Annotated in this window: 18 protein-coding genes; 14 read left to right on the top strand and 4 right to left on the bottom strand. The window is 30.2% G+C overall.

Annotated features, from left to right (window positions below; translation table 11 throughout):
• Positions 1 to 106 precede the first annotated feature (106 nt).
• The 3 genes from nadA to nadC are packed head-to-tail and all read left to right on the top strand — an operon-like array spanning position 107 to position 3138.
• Positions 107 to 1015 (top strand): quinolinate synthase NadA, encoded by a 909-nt coding sequence (gene nadA / locus A7L45_RS15975; protein WP_071613712.1) that lies wholly within the window; start codon positions 107 to 109, stop codon positions 1013 to 1015.
• 4 nt (positions 1016 to 1019) lie between these two features.
• Complete coding sequence (locus tag A7L45_RS15970; protein ID WP_071613711.1) at positions 1020 to 2321, top strand: L-aspartate oxidase; 1302 nt, start codon at positions 1020 to 1022, stop codon at positions 2319 to 2321.
• Complete coding sequence (gene nadC / locus A7L45_RS15965) at positions 2302 to 3138, top strand: carboxylating nicotinate-nucleotide diphosphorylase (RefSeq protein WP_071613710.1); 837 nt, start codon at positions 2302 to 2304, stop codon at positions 3136 to 3138. The genes A7L45_RS15970 and nadC overlap by 20 nt, the downstream gene beginning before the upstream one ends.
• A gap of 245 nt (positions 3139 to 3383) precedes the next feature.
• Here the strand turns inward: nadC and A7L45_RS15960 are convergent, their stop codons facing one another.
• Positions 3384 to 4220 carry an SDR family oxidoreductase gene (locus A7L45_RS15960; protein ID WP_071613709.1) on the bottom strand — a complete coding sequence of 279 codons (837 nt, stop codon included), beginning with the start codon at positions 4218 to 4220 and terminating at the stop codon, positions 3384 to 3386.
• A gap of 312 nt (positions 4221 to 4532) precedes the next feature.
• Here A7L45_RS15960 and A7L45_RS15955 point away from each other — a divergent pair, with 312 nt between their 5' ends.
• Positions 4533 to 5711 (top strand): FprA family A-type flavoprotein, encoded by a 1179-nt coding sequence (locus tag A7L45_RS15955; RefSeq protein WP_071613708.1) that lies wholly within the window; start codon positions 4533 to 4535, stop codon positions 5709 to 5711.
• Between the two features lie 109 nt (positions 5712 to 5820).
• On the top strand, positions 5821 to 6219 hold the full coding sequence (locus A7L45_RS15950; protein WP_071613707.1) for a hypothetical protein: 399 nt from the start codon (positions 5821 to 5823) through the stop codon (positions 6217 to 6219).
• A 30-nt stretch (positions 6220 to 6249) separates the two neighbouring features.
• Here A7L45_RS15950 and A7L45_RS22625 read toward each other — a convergent pair whose 3' ends face one another.
• A complete protein-coding gene (locus tag A7L45_RS22625; protein ID WP_169829612.1) occupies positions 6250 to 6426 on the bottom strand; it encodes an aspartyl-phosphate phosphatase Spo0E family protein in 177 nt (58 codons plus the stop codon).
• Between the two features lie 328 nt (positions 6427 to 6754).
• Here A7L45_RS22625 and A7L45_RS15940 point away from each other — a divergent pair, with 328 nt between their 5' ends.
• The 3 genes from A7L45_RS15940 to A7L45_RS15930 all read left to right on the top strand — a co-directional run bounded on the left by A7L45_RS15940 (position 6755) and on the right by A7L45_RS15930 (position 9399).
• Positions 6755 to 6922 carry a DUF896 domain-containing protein gene (locus tag A7L45_RS15940; protein ID WP_071615011.1) on the top strand — a complete coding sequence of 56 codons (168 nt, stop codon included), beginning with the start codon at positions 6755 to 6757 and terminating at the stop codon, positions 6920 to 6922.
• A 36-nt stretch (positions 6923 to 6958) separates the two neighbouring features.
• The gene (gene hprK / locus A7L45_RS15935; protein ID WP_071613706.1) at positions 6959 to 7879 is read left to right on the top strand and encodes an HPr(Ser) kinase/phosphatase; all 921 of its coding nucleotides are present in this window, start codon (positions 6959 to 6961) and stop codon (positions 7877 to 7879) included.
• Between the two features lie 113 nt (positions 7880 to 7992).
• Positions 7993 to 9399, top strand: a complete 1407-nt coding sequence (locus tag A7L45_RS15930) for an aminopeptidase (RefSeq protein ID WP_071613705.1) — start codon at positions 7993 to 7995, stop codon at positions 9397 to 9399.
• Between the two features lie 35 nt (positions 9400 to 9434).
• Here A7L45_RS15930 and A7L45_RS15925 read toward each other — a convergent pair whose 3' ends face one another.
• Positions 9435 to 10268, bottom strand: coding sequence for a PHP domain-containing protein (locus A7L45_RS15925; protein ID WP_071613704.1), 834 nt, complete (start codon positions 10266 to 10268; stop codon positions 9435 to 9437).
• A gap of 219 nt (positions 10269 to 10487) precedes the next feature.
• On the opposite strand from A7L45_RS15925, the gene A7L45_RS23560 reads away from it, so the two are divergent.
• The 6 genes from A7L45_RS23560 to folK all read left to right on the top strand — a co-directional run bounded on the left by A7L45_RS23560 (position 10488) and on the right by folK (position 15509).
• Positions 10488 to 11081: an anthranilate synthase component II gene (locus tag A7L45_RS23560; protein WP_084647487.1), complete on the top strand. Its 594-nt coding sequence runs from the start codon at positions 10488 to 10490 to the stop codon at positions 11079 to 11081.
• Positions 11082 to 11090: 9 nt separating this feature from the next.
• On the top strand, positions 11091 to 12440 hold the full coding sequence (gene pabB, locus A7L45_RS15920; RefSeq protein ID WP_084647486.1) for an aminodeoxychorismate synthase component I: 1350 nt from the start codon (positions 11091 to 11093) through the stop codon (positions 12438 to 12440).
• 67 nt (positions 12441 to 12507) lie between these two features.
• Positions 12508 to 13281: an aminotransferase class IV gene (locus A7L45_RS15915; protein WP_071613703.1), complete on the top strand. Its 774-nt coding sequence runs from the start codon at positions 12508 to 12510 to the stop codon at positions 13279 to 13281.
• Positions 13282 to 13296: 15 nt separating this feature from the next.
• The gene (locus tag A7L45_RS15910; RefSeq protein ID WP_224616889.1) at positions 13297 to 13803 is read left to right on the top strand and encodes an HD domain-containing protein; all 507 of its coding nucleotides are present in this window, start codon (positions 13297 to 13299) and stop codon (positions 13801 to 13803) included.
• Positions 13804 to 13843: 40 nt separating this feature from the next.
• A complete protein-coding gene (gene folP / locus A7L45_RS15905) occupies positions 13844 to 14650 on the top strand; it encodes a dihydropteroate synthase (RefSeq protein ID WP_071613702.1) in 807 nt (268 codons plus the stop codon).
• Positions 14651 to 14690: 40 nt separating this feature from the next.
• Positions 14691 to 15509: a 2-amino-4-hydroxy-6-hydroxymethyldihydropteridine diphosphokinase gene (folK, locus tag A7L45_RS15900; RefSeq protein WP_071613701.1), complete on the top strand. Its 819-nt coding sequence runs from the start codon at positions 14691 to 14693 to the stop codon at positions 15507 to 15509.
• Between the two features lie 65 nt (positions 15510 to 15574).
• Here folK and A7L45_RS15895 read toward each other — a convergent pair whose 3' ends face one another.
• Positions 15575 to 16024, bottom strand: coding sequence for a DUF4883 family protein (locus tag A7L45_RS15895; RefSeq protein ID WP_151553412.1), 450 nt, complete (start codon positions 16022 to 16024; stop codon positions 15575 to 15577).
• Positions 16025 to 16181 lie beyond the last annotated feature (157 nt).

The following is a 16181-nucleotide window of genomic DNA, read 5'->3' as shown; positions in this document are numbered from 1 at the left end:
TTTTATTTTTTAACGATTGATATCTTATTACACAAATGATACTATGGTATGGAAGATAAGTGTATATACAGTAGTGTATACATGCAAAGAAAGAGGTGTATAAGTAATGCAGGAGTTAAAAGAAAAAATTCAGAAATTAAAAGCAGAGAGAAACGCTATAATTCTAGCACACTATTATCAAAATGATAATATTCAAGAAATTGCTGATTTCGTGGGAGATTCTTATTATCTTAGTAAAATAGCCAAAGAATGTAGCGAGCAAATCATAGTATTTTGTGGAGTAAAGTTTATGGCTGAGAGTGCAAAAATACTATCACCGGAAAAAACAGTGTTATTACCCAATAGTGACGCAGGTTGTACTATGGCAGATATGATTAATGGAGAAGATGTTAGAGAACTAAAAAAACAACATCCGGATGCAAAGGTTATATGTTATATAAACTCAACGGCAGAGGTGAAATCAGAAAGTGATATATGTTGTACTTCTTCAAATGCATTAAAAATAGTTAATAAATTAAATAGTGATGAAATAATATTTATACCAGATAAAAACCTAGGGGATTATATAAATGAAAAAGCTCATGTTAAGAACATGATATTTTGGAATGGCTTTTGCCGCGTACATGAATTTGTTGATGCTAATGAAATTATTAATGTTAAAAATTCAGATAAAGAGATTAAGATTTTAGTGCATCCTGAGTGTAATCGCGAAATTAGAAAATTAGCTGATTTTATAGGAAGTACAGGGGAAATAATTAAATTTGCTACCCACGATAAGTGTCAAAAATATATGGTTGTAACGGAAGAAGGTATACTCTATGAGCTTAAAAATAAAAATCCGAATAAACAATTTATAACTCCAAAATCTCCTATGACATGCTGTAGTATGAAGAAAACTACCCTAGAGGATGTTTACAAAAGCCTTCTTAATAAGCAATATGTAGTAACATTAGATGAAAATATAAGACAAGCAGCGCACAAATGTTTAAGTGCTATGCATGAAATGGTGAGGTGACATTATGGATATATCTGTAGATGTATTAATAGTTGGAACGGGGGCAGCAGGTTTGTATGCTGCATTAAATCTAAATGAGGATTTAAATGTACTTTTAATAAGTAAAGAGTCTGTAGATAAATGCAATACTTCATTAGCACAAGGTGGAATAGCGGTGGCTAAAGATGAAAAGGATTTTAATTTATTTGTTAAAGATACTTTAAAAGCCGGAAAATATAAAAATTCTATGGAGGCGGTAAAGACACTAGTATATGAATCAATAGATAATATAAATGAAGTAGTTGATTTTGGAGCACATTTTGACAAAGTAAACGGAAATTTTAAGTATACAAAGGAAGGGGCACATAGCACTAATAGAATTGTGCATACCAAAGATGAAACTGGAAAAGAACTCTTTTTATCTTTACTCGCGGCACTTAAAAATAAAAAAAATGTAAGAATATTTGAAAACACTACTTTACTTGACCTTATTACTAAAGATAATATATGTTTCGGTGGCACAGTGATTAGAGGTAAAGAAAGAATAAACATATATTCTAGGGAAATGATTTTAGCTACAGGTGGAATTGGAGGGTTATTTAAAAATTCGACTAGTAGGCGAAGATTAACCGGGGATGGAATAGCTATTGCATTAAGGCATAATATTAAAACTTCTGATTTAAACTATGTGCAATTTCACCCAACTGCTCTATATGATGATAAGGTTAATTGTGAGAAATTTCTTATATCAGAGTCTCTAAGGGGGGAAGGTGCCAAACTTCTAAATGAGTGTGGGGAAAGATTCGTAGATGAACTTCTACCAAGAGACGTGGTTGCAAAAGCAGTTTATAATGAGGAAGAAAAAAGTAAGAAACCTTATGTTTTTTTAGATATTTCGTTTAAAGGAAAGGAATATATTATAGATAGATTTCCAGGTATTTATAAAAAATGTTTAGAGTGTGGTATAGATATTACAAAAAATAAAATTCCAGTAACACCGGTTCAGCATTATCATATGGGAGGAATTGCTGTTGATCTAGATTCTAAAACATCTATGAATCATTTATTTGCATGTGGTGAGGTAAGTTGTACAGGTGTGCATGGAGCAAACAGATTAGCAAGTAATTCATTGTTAGAAGCCTTAGTTTTTTCTAGAAGGGCTTCAAGATTTATAAATAAGTCTATTTGCAGGATTACTACATTAAATTGTGATGACATAAACAATATAAAAAGTCTTAGTGATTATAGCGAAATTAATAAGGCTGTAGTGTTAAATAAATTTAAAGAAATGGGAGATGAGATAAGCAGTGAATTGGTTAATTATTGATAAATTAATTATAGAGGCTATAACAGAAGACGTACCTCAAAATGATATTACAACAGAATTTATTATAAGTGATGAGTGTAACTCTAGTATTGATTTAATAGCCAAAGAGAATGGAGTAATCGCAGGACTTTGCGTATTTGAGAGAGTTTTTAAAATACTAGGTGAGGTAAATATAGAGTTTTTTAAAAAAGATGGAGACTTAGTTTGCAGTGGAGAGTCTATTGCAAGATTAAGAGGAAAAACAAAACATATATTGACCGGAGAAAGAATTGCATTAAATTATCTACAAAGAATGAGTGGTATTGCTACGCTAACAAAAACATATGTGGATAAGTTAGTTGGTACGGGAGTGAAAGTCCTTGATACAAGAAAAACTACACCTGGTATGAGAATATTTGAAAAATATGCAGTAAAAGTTGGTGGAGGTTATAATCATAGATATAATCTCTCAGATGGTGTATTAATAAAAGAAAATCATATAAGTGCAGCTGGGGGAATAACACGAGCTGTAAACATTATACGTGAAAATGTATCTTTTATTAAAAAAATTGAAGTCGAAATTGAATCTTTAAATCAAATAAGTGAGGCTCTGGAAGTAAAAGCAGATATTATAATGTTAGATAACATGGACAATGAAACTATGAAAAAAGCCGTAGACATAATTAATAAAAAAGCTCTAGTTGAAGCATCTGGAAACATAACAGTAGACAATATACTAGAAGTCGCAAAGTGTGGAGTAGACTATATATCGGTAGGGGCATTAACTCACTCATGTAGGGTTCTAGATTTGAGCATGAAGAACTTAGTTAATAATTAAAGTATCAAATTTTTCATCGGTACATTGCAAAAGAACATGAAAAAGGAAATTTAACACAGATATTATAGTATCAGATATATTACTATATTTTTCTTTGATTATGCTAACAAAAGTATACATTGCGTAAAATGCGTTTGAACAAGCCTTAGTAATTCTAAAATAAATTTTAGAATTACAAGGTGAAGTGAACGCATCTAGAGCAATGTATACTTTTGTTTTTGCATAACCTAAGAAAAACTGATTATTTAAACTTTAAGACATTTATTGATATACTCCCGAAGTCTATCATCCCAAGGAGCAATTTCGATACCCAAAGATTCTTTTATATGCGAATTATCTGTGCAAGTATATTTAGGTTCCCGAATGAGATTAGATAAAAGCTTATCTGAATTTACAATTAAAGGGACATTTAAATTACCAAATTCTATTATGCTATTTATTAGTTTCGATTTTGATATACAACCCTCATTAGTATAGTTGTATACCCCATATTTATCAGTTCCTAATAATTTTTGGATAGCTAAAGTTAAATCCTCAATATAAGTTATACAAAGAGTTGGATCTGAAAATAAATAAATTGCTGAATGTTTTCCATTTATGAGTTTTCTAACAAAACAATCATTGCCACCAAATATAGTTGAACTGCGAATAATAAAATATTTTTGACAAATAGTTTGAATTAACTCCTCTCCTCCAAGCTTACTCTTGCTAAATGTGTTTATTGGAGTGCAGTCATCAACTTCACTGTAAGGCATTGAACTATTATTACCGTATACATCTGTGCTAGAGAGGTATACTATAGGTATATTAAGGTCATTACAGCAATTAGCAATATTTAATGTTCCTACAGTGTTTACATCATAGGCTAAGGTCTCATTGTATTCACAAATATATTTATTAGTTATGGCTGCAGTATGGATTACAGCATCCGGTTTTAATAAATTTAAGGTTTTTTCAGTACTTATTTTGTCGACTATGTTAAGCTCAGTTTTATCTAATCCATATACGGTATGTGATTTTGACAATACGTTACATAAATAAGTTCCTATATTACCATTTGCACCAGTTATTAAAATATTCATAGATCCCTCCTGAAAGTTCATTCTATTGAAGTATATGACACAATAATAATATTATTAAGCATTTTGGGTATTAGATATTTTTTAAATGAAAACTATTAAAAAAGTTTTTAGAGAATATTATAATATTTAAGTGATAAACTATCTAAAATAAGTATTTATATATACAAAATATATACTAGTCAATAATCATTATTAGTTGAACAGAGTTGGAAAATGTGGTAAAATAAATTATAATAAGAAGCACATAATTATGTAGATAAATAGAAAAGGCAATAATTATCTACTTAAAGAAGTTTGAGGAGGATTTTTAAAATGGAAACAACAAAATTAAAAGACAATATTTATTGGATTGGGGTAAATGACCCAAAGCTCAAGGTATTTGATATTATAATGGAAACAAAAAAAGGAACTACATATAACTCATATTTAATAGATGATGAAAAGATAGCTATAGTAGATTCTGTTAAAAATGGCTTTCTTGATGAATCTTTAAGTAAGATAAAAGGTGTTATTGGAGAGAAAAAAGTTGATTATATAATTGTTCAACACACTGAACTTGATCACAGTGGTTCTTTAAGCAAACTCTTAGAAGTTTATCCAGAAGCCATTGTTGTTGCATCAAAAGCTGCTATAATTTATTTAAAAGAAATAATGAATAAAGAATTTAATAGCCAGCCAGCAGTAGGAGAGTTATCATTAGGAAAAAACACATTACAATTTATATCAGCACCTAATTTACATTGGCCTGATACAATGTTTACATACGTTAAAGAACAAAAAATATTATTTACTTGTGATGTAATGGGTTGTCATTATTCACCAACTAATTGTATAACGGATGCTTGCTCCGGTGATTATTTTGATGAGATGAAATATTATTTTGAGGTTATAATGGGACCTTTTAAGAAATTCGTAAATTCAGGACTTGATAAAATTGAAAATTTAAAAATAGATATAGTAGCACCAAGCCACGGACCGGTGCATATAAATGATGTTAAAATGTATATAGATCTTTATAGACAATGGGCTAAAATTTATGAAATAAAAGAAAAAAACATTCAAATATTTTATATATCTGCTTATCATAATACCGAAGAGATGGGGAAATATATAGCTAAAAAAATTAACGAGGCGGGTGTAAAGGCCGAGGCTCATGAAATTACATCTATGAAATTAACTGATATTGTATCATTGGTTGAAAAAGCATCTGGTATTATGATTGGATCACCAACCATTAATCAAGATGCTGTAAAGCCTGCATGGGATGTTTTATCACTTGTATGCCCAATAACTAACAAAGGCAAAGTTGCAGCGGCTTTCGGCTCATATGGATGGAGTGGAGAGGGAGTACCTATGCTTACACAAAGACTAAAATCTTTGAAATTTAAAGTTGTAGAGGAAGGACTTAAGTTCAAATTTGTACCAGACAAAAAAGAGTTTGAACAAGCTGATAGGTTTGTAGAGAAGTACTTAGAGATTTTAAATAAATAATTACTAATAAATATTAGTTTACAAAGTTATATAATAAAAAAGAAAATCTCACTTTCATAGTGAAATCTTTCTTTTTTTTTATAAAGAATGATGTATGGAGGCGATATATTTGAATAAACAATATATAGTAAATTTTTTAAGCAAAAATGATTTAAGTGATATAGCTGAAATTCAATATAAAAAAGGAACTATAGCTCTTAAATTCAAATATTATTATGATGATGCAGAAATTGAAGCAGCTAAAACTTATGCAGATGATGAAGGCAATTTCAAAGAAGAAAAAGACGATTGGTATGAAGAATTTTTTCTTCCTTATTTAAGTGATATTTCAGCAGATAATGTTGAAGATATTATGGAAGAATGTGCTGAGAAAATGGAAATTGAATACGAATTCATTGGCTGTGATATATCCGAAGATGCATATGAATTTAATGAATTCGCTGTAGTTTTTTATGGTAAGGAATCAGATATTGATACTGATGATATCTTGCTTGAATTAGATTTCTAAATTTATGATTGTAACAAAAGAGTGGATGTGTTAAGCTGCTTTCTTACAAGTAGCTTTAACTTTTTGATATTTAACTATAACTTCATCTAATTGCTGACTGCAACATACAACCATTTTATCAGTTGGGTCTTTATGATTTAGTAAAAAATGTAACAATGCTCTTAATGATTCTAATTCTTTATTTATAATTCTCAATTTAAGATTCATGTATTTCTCCTTATTTATGTATTTTTGAGGCAAGTACATAATACCATATTATTCTATGTATGTTAAATTTAACGTTAGTCATTAAAATGTAATAAATTACAAATTATGCTATAATCTCATGAAATACACGATGAATAAATGGTAAAAAATAACATTATAAAGCATGTAAGTGTTGGAAAAAGCTACTTGGAATAATATGTAATTGACGAAAAAAGTCTTAAAGTTTTTGTAATACAATCATAAAAAGTAGAATATGTTTGATAGCTACTAGTTATGCATAAAGTATTTTAATATAATAAAATAGGCAAAATAATAGAGGGGTGATATTATTAATACAGATGAATTAACTAATAGGATAAATTATCTTTATAAAAAAAGCAAAGAAGAAAAGCTCACGGATGAAGAAATATTAGAGCAAAAAGAATTAAGACAAAAGTATATTGATAATGTTAAAAGAAATTTTCGCGCGCAACTAGATACAATTAAAAAAGTATAATATGAACAATAAATCATTAGGAATGGGGGGATTATTTTGGCTGTTACCATAGAGGAGTTAATAGAGCATTTTAGTTTAGAAGTTTTGGTAGAAGGTGGTAAGGGAAAGTTAATTAATGTTAGTGATATTAATAGACCAGGATTACAAATTGCCGGCTTTTATGAATATTTTGGTAATAAAAGGGTGCAACTAATAGGCATGGCAGAGTGGAGTTTTTTAGATTGTATGGAAGAGGACCTTAGGAAGAAACGATTAAATAAATATTTCAAATTGGAAACGCCTTGTGTTATATTGACTAGAGATTTGCAGCCGCATAAGGAGCTCATTAAGGCAGCAGAGGAAAATGGTCAATGGCTTTTACGAACAAAATCAATTTCTACAAGATTTAGTAGTAAACTTACTAATTATCTAGATGCAGAGTTAGCGCCAGAAACGAGGCTTCATGGTGTCCTATTAGATGTTTATGGTATAGGAATATTAGTAACTGGGGAAAGTGGAATTGGTAAAAGTGAATGTGCTTTAGAATTAATAAAGAGAGGACATAGGTTGATTGCAGATGATGCAGTAGACATAAAAGAAGTTGATGGTGTGTTACTCGGAAGATGCCCTTACATAACCTCTGGAATGCTTGAGGTAAGAGGTATGGGAATAATAGATATTCCCGCAATCTATGGAATGAGTTCGGTTTTAAATACTAAGACTATTAGTTTACTTATTTCGCTTACGCAGTGGAACGAGAGCGAGGAATATGATAGGCTTGGTATTGATAATCAATTTATGGATATACTAAGTGTGAATTTAAGGAAAATAACGTTGCCAGTTAGGCCGGGGAGAAATATAGCAGTTATAATTGAAGCTGCCGCAGCCAATTATATATATAGCTTGAATTCTAAGATAACCCCTGTAGAAACTATAAACATGAGAATCGAGGAAGTAACTAAAGAACGTGATGATTAACTAAAAATTATAGTGAAAAGCAAATAACAAAGTAGATTTAATATTTGCAATTGGAGGTAAAATTTAGTAATATAGTAGATACGGAAAGTAATTATTGTTTGGAGGTAGTAAAAATGTCAGATGTTAAAAGTTTAGAAAAAACATATGAAGTAGCTTGGGACAAATATAATAAAAATGATCTCGAAAAAGTATTTACATTATCGGATAATTATATAGATTTTATGTCAAAATGCAAAACCGAAAGAGAATGTGTAACAGAGTTTATTACACTTGCTAAAAAAAATGGTTATAAAAATATTGATACTTATATAAAAGAGGGTACCAAATTAAAAGCTGGTGATAAAGTTTATGCAAGTAGTATGGGAAAAACTTTAGCATTATTTTTAATTGGGTCTGAGCCTATTGAAAAGGGTTTTAAAATTTTAGGTGCTCATATTGACTCACCAAGACTTGATTTAAAACCAAATCCACTATATGAGGATTCAGATTTAGCATTAGTTAAAACACATTACTACGGTGGTGTTAAAAAATACCAATGGGTTACCTTACCTCTTGCTATACATGGTGTTGTAGTTAAAAAAGATGGAACAGTGGTAAATGTAGTAATAGGAGAAGATGAAAAAGAACCAGTAGTTGGAATTTCGGATCTTCTAATTCACTTATCTGCAGATCAAATGAAAAAAACTTTAGATAAAGCTATTGAAGGCGAAGAGTTGAATGTATTTATGGGAAGTATACCAATAAAGGATAAAGAGGCTAAAAATAGAGTAAAATTAAATATTTTAAAACTTTTAAATAATAAATATGGTATAGATGAAGAAGACTTTGTATCATCTGAATTAGAGGTAGTGCCTGCAGGTAGGGCTAGAAATTATGGCCTAGACAGCAGTATGGTTATGGCTTATGGACATGATGACAGAGTTTGTGCTTATACTTCATATGAAGCATTAATGAACATGAAGCAAACAGATAAAACATGTATAGTTTTACTTGTTGATAAAGAAGAAGTTGGAAGTATTGGCGCAACTGGAATGCAATCAAAATTCTTTGAAAACACAGTAGCTGAAGTTGTTAATTTACTCGGAAAATACAGTGAGTTAAAGGTAAGAAGGGCACTTGCAAATTCAAAAATGTTGTCTTCAGACGTAACTGCTGCATATGACCCAACATTTCCATCAGTTATGGAGAAACGTAATTCTGCATATTTTGGTAAAGGTATAGTTTTAAACAAATATACTGGAGCTCGTGGCAAAAGCGGATGCAATGATGCAAATCCAGAGTTTATTGCAGAGCTTAGAGGCATAATGGAAAAGCATAATATAACATGGCAGACGTCAGAACTTGGAAAAGTAGACCAAGGCGGTGGAGGTACTATAGCTTATATATTAGCTGAGTATGGCATGCAGGTTATTGATTCAGGAGTTGCTCTTCATAACATGCATGCACCATGGGAAATTGCAAGTAAAGCAGATATCTATGAAGCATGTAGAGCTTATGAAGCATTTTTAATTGAGGCTTAGTAAAATGAAAAAAGGAGATGTGAAAACATCTCCTTTTATGATTCTAGTTTATTTACAAAGATAGCTAGTTCTTCATTACTTAAGGAAACGCAGCCAACAAGTCCATGACCAGTGTCAGATGTTGAAATTCCATGAAAATCTGAACCGGCAGTAACGAATTTATTGTATTCTTTAGCTTTTGCTTTTAGAAGCGATTTCTGTTTTTTTGTGTTTATTGGATAAACTGCCTCAATACCATCAAAATCAAATCCTAACATCTCATCTATAGAAGTTTTTTTAATTAAAACTGGATGTGCAAGTACAACTAATGCGTTAACCTTCTTTAATAGGCTTATACCATCAGCTGTTGGAATTCTTTTAATGTGCACATATGCAGGGCTATCGTTTGAAAGAAAAGTATCAAATATATAGTTCCAATCATATTTATAGCCAGCATCAATTATGGCTTTAGCTATATGTGGCCTAGCTATTACTCCTTTTGCTTGATCTAGAACCTTTTGGTAGTCTAATTTTATTTTGAAAAATAGATCTAGATTTTCTACTATTTTTCTGCCTCTAAATACTCTAGAATCCTCTATATCTTTTAAAAAATTTTGAAAATCTAAATTTTTATATTCATCGTCTTTAAAATATCCAAGAATATGGATGCTTTCATTATTATGAACTGTAGATAATTCTATACCAGGTATTACCCTTATATTATTATTTATACCTTCTCTAATTCCTTCCTCGACATTTAAAGTAGTGTCATGATCAGTTATTGCAATAATATCTAATCCATTTAAAGAAGCCTCGTGAATTAATTCCTTAGGACTTAGTTTTCCATCAGATGCATTTGTATGAAGATGGAAATCACCTCTGTTGTACATATAATCACCTCGAATTTATTGTTTAACATAGTACCATTTTAACCAATCTTTACTTATATTAAAAGGGGTTTGTTATAAATAATAATTATTATTAGTTATCAAAGGAATTTTATTTGGGTGACTATAAAGTATATTAGTGACTTTCAATATTTTATTACTAATGATTTTGTGTAAATTATTTGATATAATAGGTAATTATAATAGAATAGGAGATCGTTTATGTTTTTAATGATAGATAATTATGATTCATTTGTATATAACCTAGTTAGATATTTTGAAGAATTAGGTGAGAAGGTATTAGTATATAGAAATGATAAGATTACCTTAGCGGATATAAAGAGAATTAAACCAGAAGGAATAATTATTTCGCCAGGCCCAAAATCTCCAGAATATGCAGGAAAATGCATGGAGATAGTAGAAAAATTTAAAGGGCAGATACCTATTTTGGGGATATGTTTAGGCCATCAGGTTATTGCTGAGGTGTTTGGTGGTAAAATCGTCCCTGGACGTGAACCTGTGCATGGGAAGGTATCTGTAATTAAACATAGTGGAAAATATATTTTTAAAGATATAAAGAATCCAATGAAGGTTACAAGGTATCATTCATTAATAGTGGAAAGAGATTCACTACCTGTGGTATTAGAAATTACTAGTGAAACCGATGATGGAGTTATAATGGGAATAAGACATAAAAATTATTTTATAGAAGGATTACAATTTCACCCAGAAGCTGAGCTTACACAGTATGGACATGAAATTCTTGAAAATTTTATTAATGAAGTTAGAAGTCAAAACAAATTAGTTAAAGGTTAAGGAGAAAAAATGAAACTGACAATTGAAAAAGTACATACTAAACTTGATGGTTTTGATATATATTCTTTATTTAAAGAAAATCTTGATACTATATTATTAGATAGTGTTAGGGATAAAGAAACATTAGGGAGATATTCTTTTATAGGAGTTAATTGTTTTTTAAAATTTAAAAGTAAAAATGGTATGTGTAATATTTTCGGTAAAGCATATGCAGGGGATACATTTGAGGAGCTAAATAAGATTCTAAAAGAGTATTATATAGAAAATAATACAGAATTACCATTTGTGGCTGGTGGTATGGGATATTTTTCATATGATCTAGGTAGGGAACTTGAAGAGTTACCGAATATAGCAAAGGAGGATATAGATATACCTCATTGCTGTTATAACTTTTATGATAATATAATTATTATAGATAATCTTAAAAAAAACACTTACATATCTGCACTAGGAATACTTAAATCTCAGAAAGACAGTATTTACGATATAAAAAGCCGTATACAAAATGGTAATAAAGTTCTATATGAAAAAGTAGGAGACATAACAAACAAATTTACTTCGGATTTTCAAAAAAATAGGTACATTAATACTCTATCAAAGGTAAGAGCTTATATAAAAAGTGGAGACATATATATTACAAATTTGTCACAAAGGTATAGTTGCAGCATAAACCGAAACGCATATGAAATATATAAAGATTTAAGACATATAAATCCGGCACCATTTGCTGCTTTTATGAATTTTGAGGACTTTAATATAATATGTTCTTCCCCAGAAAGATTTCTAAGTATAAGGGATAGAGTGGTAGAAACTAGACCTATAAAGGGAACTATGCCAAGGGGTAAAGATGTAGATGAGGACATCAAAAATAAAAATATATTAATAAATAGTGAAAAGGATAAAGCTGAGCTTTTAAATGTGGTTGATTTAGAGAGAAACGATTTAAGCAAGGTTTGCAAACCCAAATCAGTTAAAGTAACACAGCTTTTTAAATTAGAGGAGTATAGTACAGTTTTTCATTTGGTATCTACGGTAGTAGGTGAATTAAAAGAGGAAGTAGGTCCAATCGAATGCATTAAAGCATGTTTCCCCGGAGGCTCCATAACTGGTACACCTAAAATACGTTCCATGGAAATTATCGAGGAGTTAGAACCTGTGAGGAGAAATATATATACGGGCGCACTTGGATATTTGGGATTTGACGGGAATGTAGATTTGAATATAATTATTAGAACAATTTTAATAAAGGGAAATAAAGCCTATTTCGGAGTAGGTGGAGGTATAACTTGGGATTCTAATGAAAAATCGGAATATGATGAAACTATAGATAAGGCGATAGCATTAATGAGAGTCTTATAAATTAGAAAAGAAAGAATAATGAAACTTGCCACTTGCCAAGTGGGTGGCACCAAAAAAGGAGAGTATTATGATACTTATGAATGGTGAAGAGAACGAGGGTAAGCTATCTTTAGATAGTGGTTTTTTCTTCGGCAGGGGAGCATTTGAGACAATACTTATCAAAGATGAACCAATACTTCTTGCAAATCATATAAATAGGTTAAACAGCGGGCTGAATACACTAGGAGTAAATAAAAAAATTACCCAGGCAGAAATTTATGCAGCTATGTTAAAGCTTAATTGTAAAAATTGCGTGTTTAAAATTATGGTATCTGAAAAAAATACTATAATTACTACAAGGCAAATTCCTTATAAGAACAGTGACTATGAAAACGGATATTCATTAGGTCTAAGTGAAGTTAGGCGAAATGCATATTCTAATTTGACATATGTTAAATCATTTAATTATGTGGAAAATATAATTGAACGAGGTATTATTATAGATAAAGGGTACAATGAAGCACTATTTTTAAATACAGATGGATTTTTAAGTGAAGGAGCTGTAAGTAATATATTCTTCGTTAAGAATGAGACTGTATATACACCCAAAATCAAATGTGGATTATTGCCAGGTATTGTGAGGGAATTTGTTATTCAAAATTCATCAGATATGGGATTCATTGTAGAGGAAGGAGAGTTTACATATGATCAATTGATGGATGCTGAGGGTGTGTTTATAACTAATAGTATTATGGGTATAATGAAGGTGAATAAAATTGATGATAAGGTTCTTAATCAAAGCACAGTTGTATCTGAAATAAAAAGGTATTACGATACATACGTACAAAGATACAGGGGTTAAGGTTACTCTAAAGGGGTGGGAATCATAAATAACAGTTTAATAGATGATAAAGTAGATCTTATTATAAAAAATAATATATTTAAGTATAACTTAAGAAAAATAGAAGACTTAGAAAAAAACAGAAAATACTGCAAACATGATATGCAACACTTTTTAGATGTGGCAAGAATTATGTATATAATTAGTTTGGAAAATGATTTTAATATACCAAAATACATAATTTATACAACTGCACTTTTGCATGATATAGGTAGGGGAGAACAATATGAAAATGGGACAGCCCATAATATTGCCAGTGTACAAATTGCTAAAGAAATACTGCACCAGTGTGAATATGGTGATAAGCAAATAGATGAAATTTTAGAAGCTATAGGAAACCATAGAAATGACACTGAAAGTTTTGAAGGTTTGAGTAATTTATTATATAAATGTGATAAACTTTCAAGAGATTGTGTCCATTGCGAGGCAAGCGAGGGATGTAAATGGCCTTTAGGCAAGAGGAATTTTAAGATAAATTATTAGAACTAATTATATGGAGTAAAAAAAATTTAGGGGGAAATTTATGATAATAGGAAATAAAGATTTTGAAATAGGTAAAAGGACTTACATAATGGGAATTTTAAATGTTACTCCTGATTCGTTTTCAGATGGGGGAAGATTTAATGATATCAGCTCAGCTATAAACCGTGCTAAGAAAATGGTTTCAGAGGGAGTAGATATTATTGATATTGGTGGGGAATCTACAAGGCCAGGTCATGAAGATGTTAGTGAGGAAGAAGAAATTAAAAGAGTAATTCCTATTATAAGGGAATTAAAGAAGCAGTTAGATATTCCTATTTCTGTGGACACATACAAAGGGAAAGTTGCAGAGCTTGCAATAAAGGCTGGGGCAGACATGATTAATGATATATGGGGATTTAAGATGGACCCATATATTGCAGTAGTTGCTGCTAAGTATAATGTGCCTTGCTGCTTAATGCATAATCGTGATAATAAAAACTATAAAAATTTAATGCAAGATATAATAAATGATTTAGGTGAAAGTATAATTATTGCTCTAGATGCGGGAGTAAAAAGAGAGAATATTATTTTAGATCCAGGTATTGGTTTTGCTAAAAGTTACGAGGATAATTTAAAAACAATGAATAACCTGGAAAAGTTAAAAAGTTTAGGGTATCCGGTGCTCCTTGGAACATCAAGAAAATCTATGCTAGGAATTGAACAGGGACTAGATACTAATGAAAGGCTTGAGGGAACACTTGCAACCACAACTATAGGGATAATGAAGGGCTGCGAATTTATAAGAGTACATGATATAAAAGAGAATAAAAGGGTTTGTGTTTTAACAGATGTTATACGTAAAAGTTAAATAAACATTTGCTTACAAGATATAAAAAGGAGATAATACTATGGATAAAATGTACATAAAAGACTTAGAAGTTTACGCTCATCATGGAGTTTTTCAAGAGGAAAAGGTACTCGGACAACGGTTTTTAATTTCTATAGAGTTGTTTTTAAGTTTAAGAGAGGCAGGAATATCTGATGACATAACAAAAACTGTTCATTATGGCGAGCTTTGTCACAAGGTTGAAGAGGAATTTAAAAAGGAAAATTATGATTTAATAGAGAAAGCTACAGAGAAAGTAGCTGAATTTATACTATTAAATTATGATTTAGTTCAAAGAGTAAAGGTTAAAATAAAAAAGCCATGGGCTCCCATCGGACGGCCACTTCTTTATGCAGCTGTAGAAATAGATAGAAAATGGCATACTGCATATATTGGTGTGGGTGGTAATATGGGAGATAAGGATAAAAATGTAAAAGATGCTTTAGAGCTTATAAACAATTCTTATAATACCAAAATAACAAAAACATCAAAATTTTATAATACGAAGCCTGTGGGATATATAGATCAAGAAGACTTTTTAAATTGTGTTATTGAAGTAAAAACACTTTTAACCCCACTAGAACTTATAAGATTTCTGCTATCTATTGAAAAGAAATTAAAGAGGGAAAGGGTTATAAGATGGGGTCCTAGAACAGTAGATTTAGATGTATTATTATTTGATGATGTAATTAGTTCAATGGAAGAAATAATATTGCCTCATCCGAGAATGCATGAGCGAATGTTTGTAATAGAACCGATGTGTGATATAGTACCATATGTTTTGCACCCAATTTTGAATAAAACTATGATTCAAATAAAAGAGGAAATAAAAGCGCAGTAGGCTTTTATTTCCTCTTTTATTTGCTTTTAATGTGATAATATAATTTTATTCAAAAAGTAAATGCATTATTTAGGTATAAGGTATTTGCAGAGACCATAAAGGTTATAAGCTTTGAACATTTTACTTGTGTCAATGTAATCCATTTTGTAATCACCATCCCAAGGGTATATGGAGATATATCTTTCGCTATATATATTTAACACGTATTTGTCTTTGCTAAATGTCAAAAATATTTTATATAATGGTTTAGCAGGTAAGTTTGTCGGCTTATCTATGAAACTAGCATTAGTCAATGAATTAAAGAAATTGACGAATATAGTTGAATCTTCCTTTGAAAAATCTTTTTTCTTATAAAAATTCATATATAGAGCATAAAGTTCCTTAGGTGTCTCTGCAGATAAATCGTTCATTAATAACTTGGTATAATAATAATTGCTTGGTTTATTTTTGGTGAAAATGCTTTTGTTAAAATTATATTTGCATCCGAAGAGGCTTAAGGAAAAGGAAATACACATTATTAGTAAAATGTATTTCTTTATATTAATTCTCAAATAATCACATCCTTTAATTATATCAATTAAGTACCTTATTTAATTACATTTATTAAACGAATTATTTAGGGTCCCTATAAATAAAATATGTTGAATAATTATATTTTAGTACACAAAATGG

Source organism: Clostridium estertheticum subsp. estertheticum (assembly GCF_001877035.1).
Classification (GTDB): Bacteria; Bacillota; Clostridia; order Clostridiales; family Clostridiaceae; genus Clostridium_AD; species Clostridium_AD estertheticum.
Note: the sequence above shows the minus strand (reverse complement) of the source record. Positions and strands in the feature narration are given on the sequence as shown.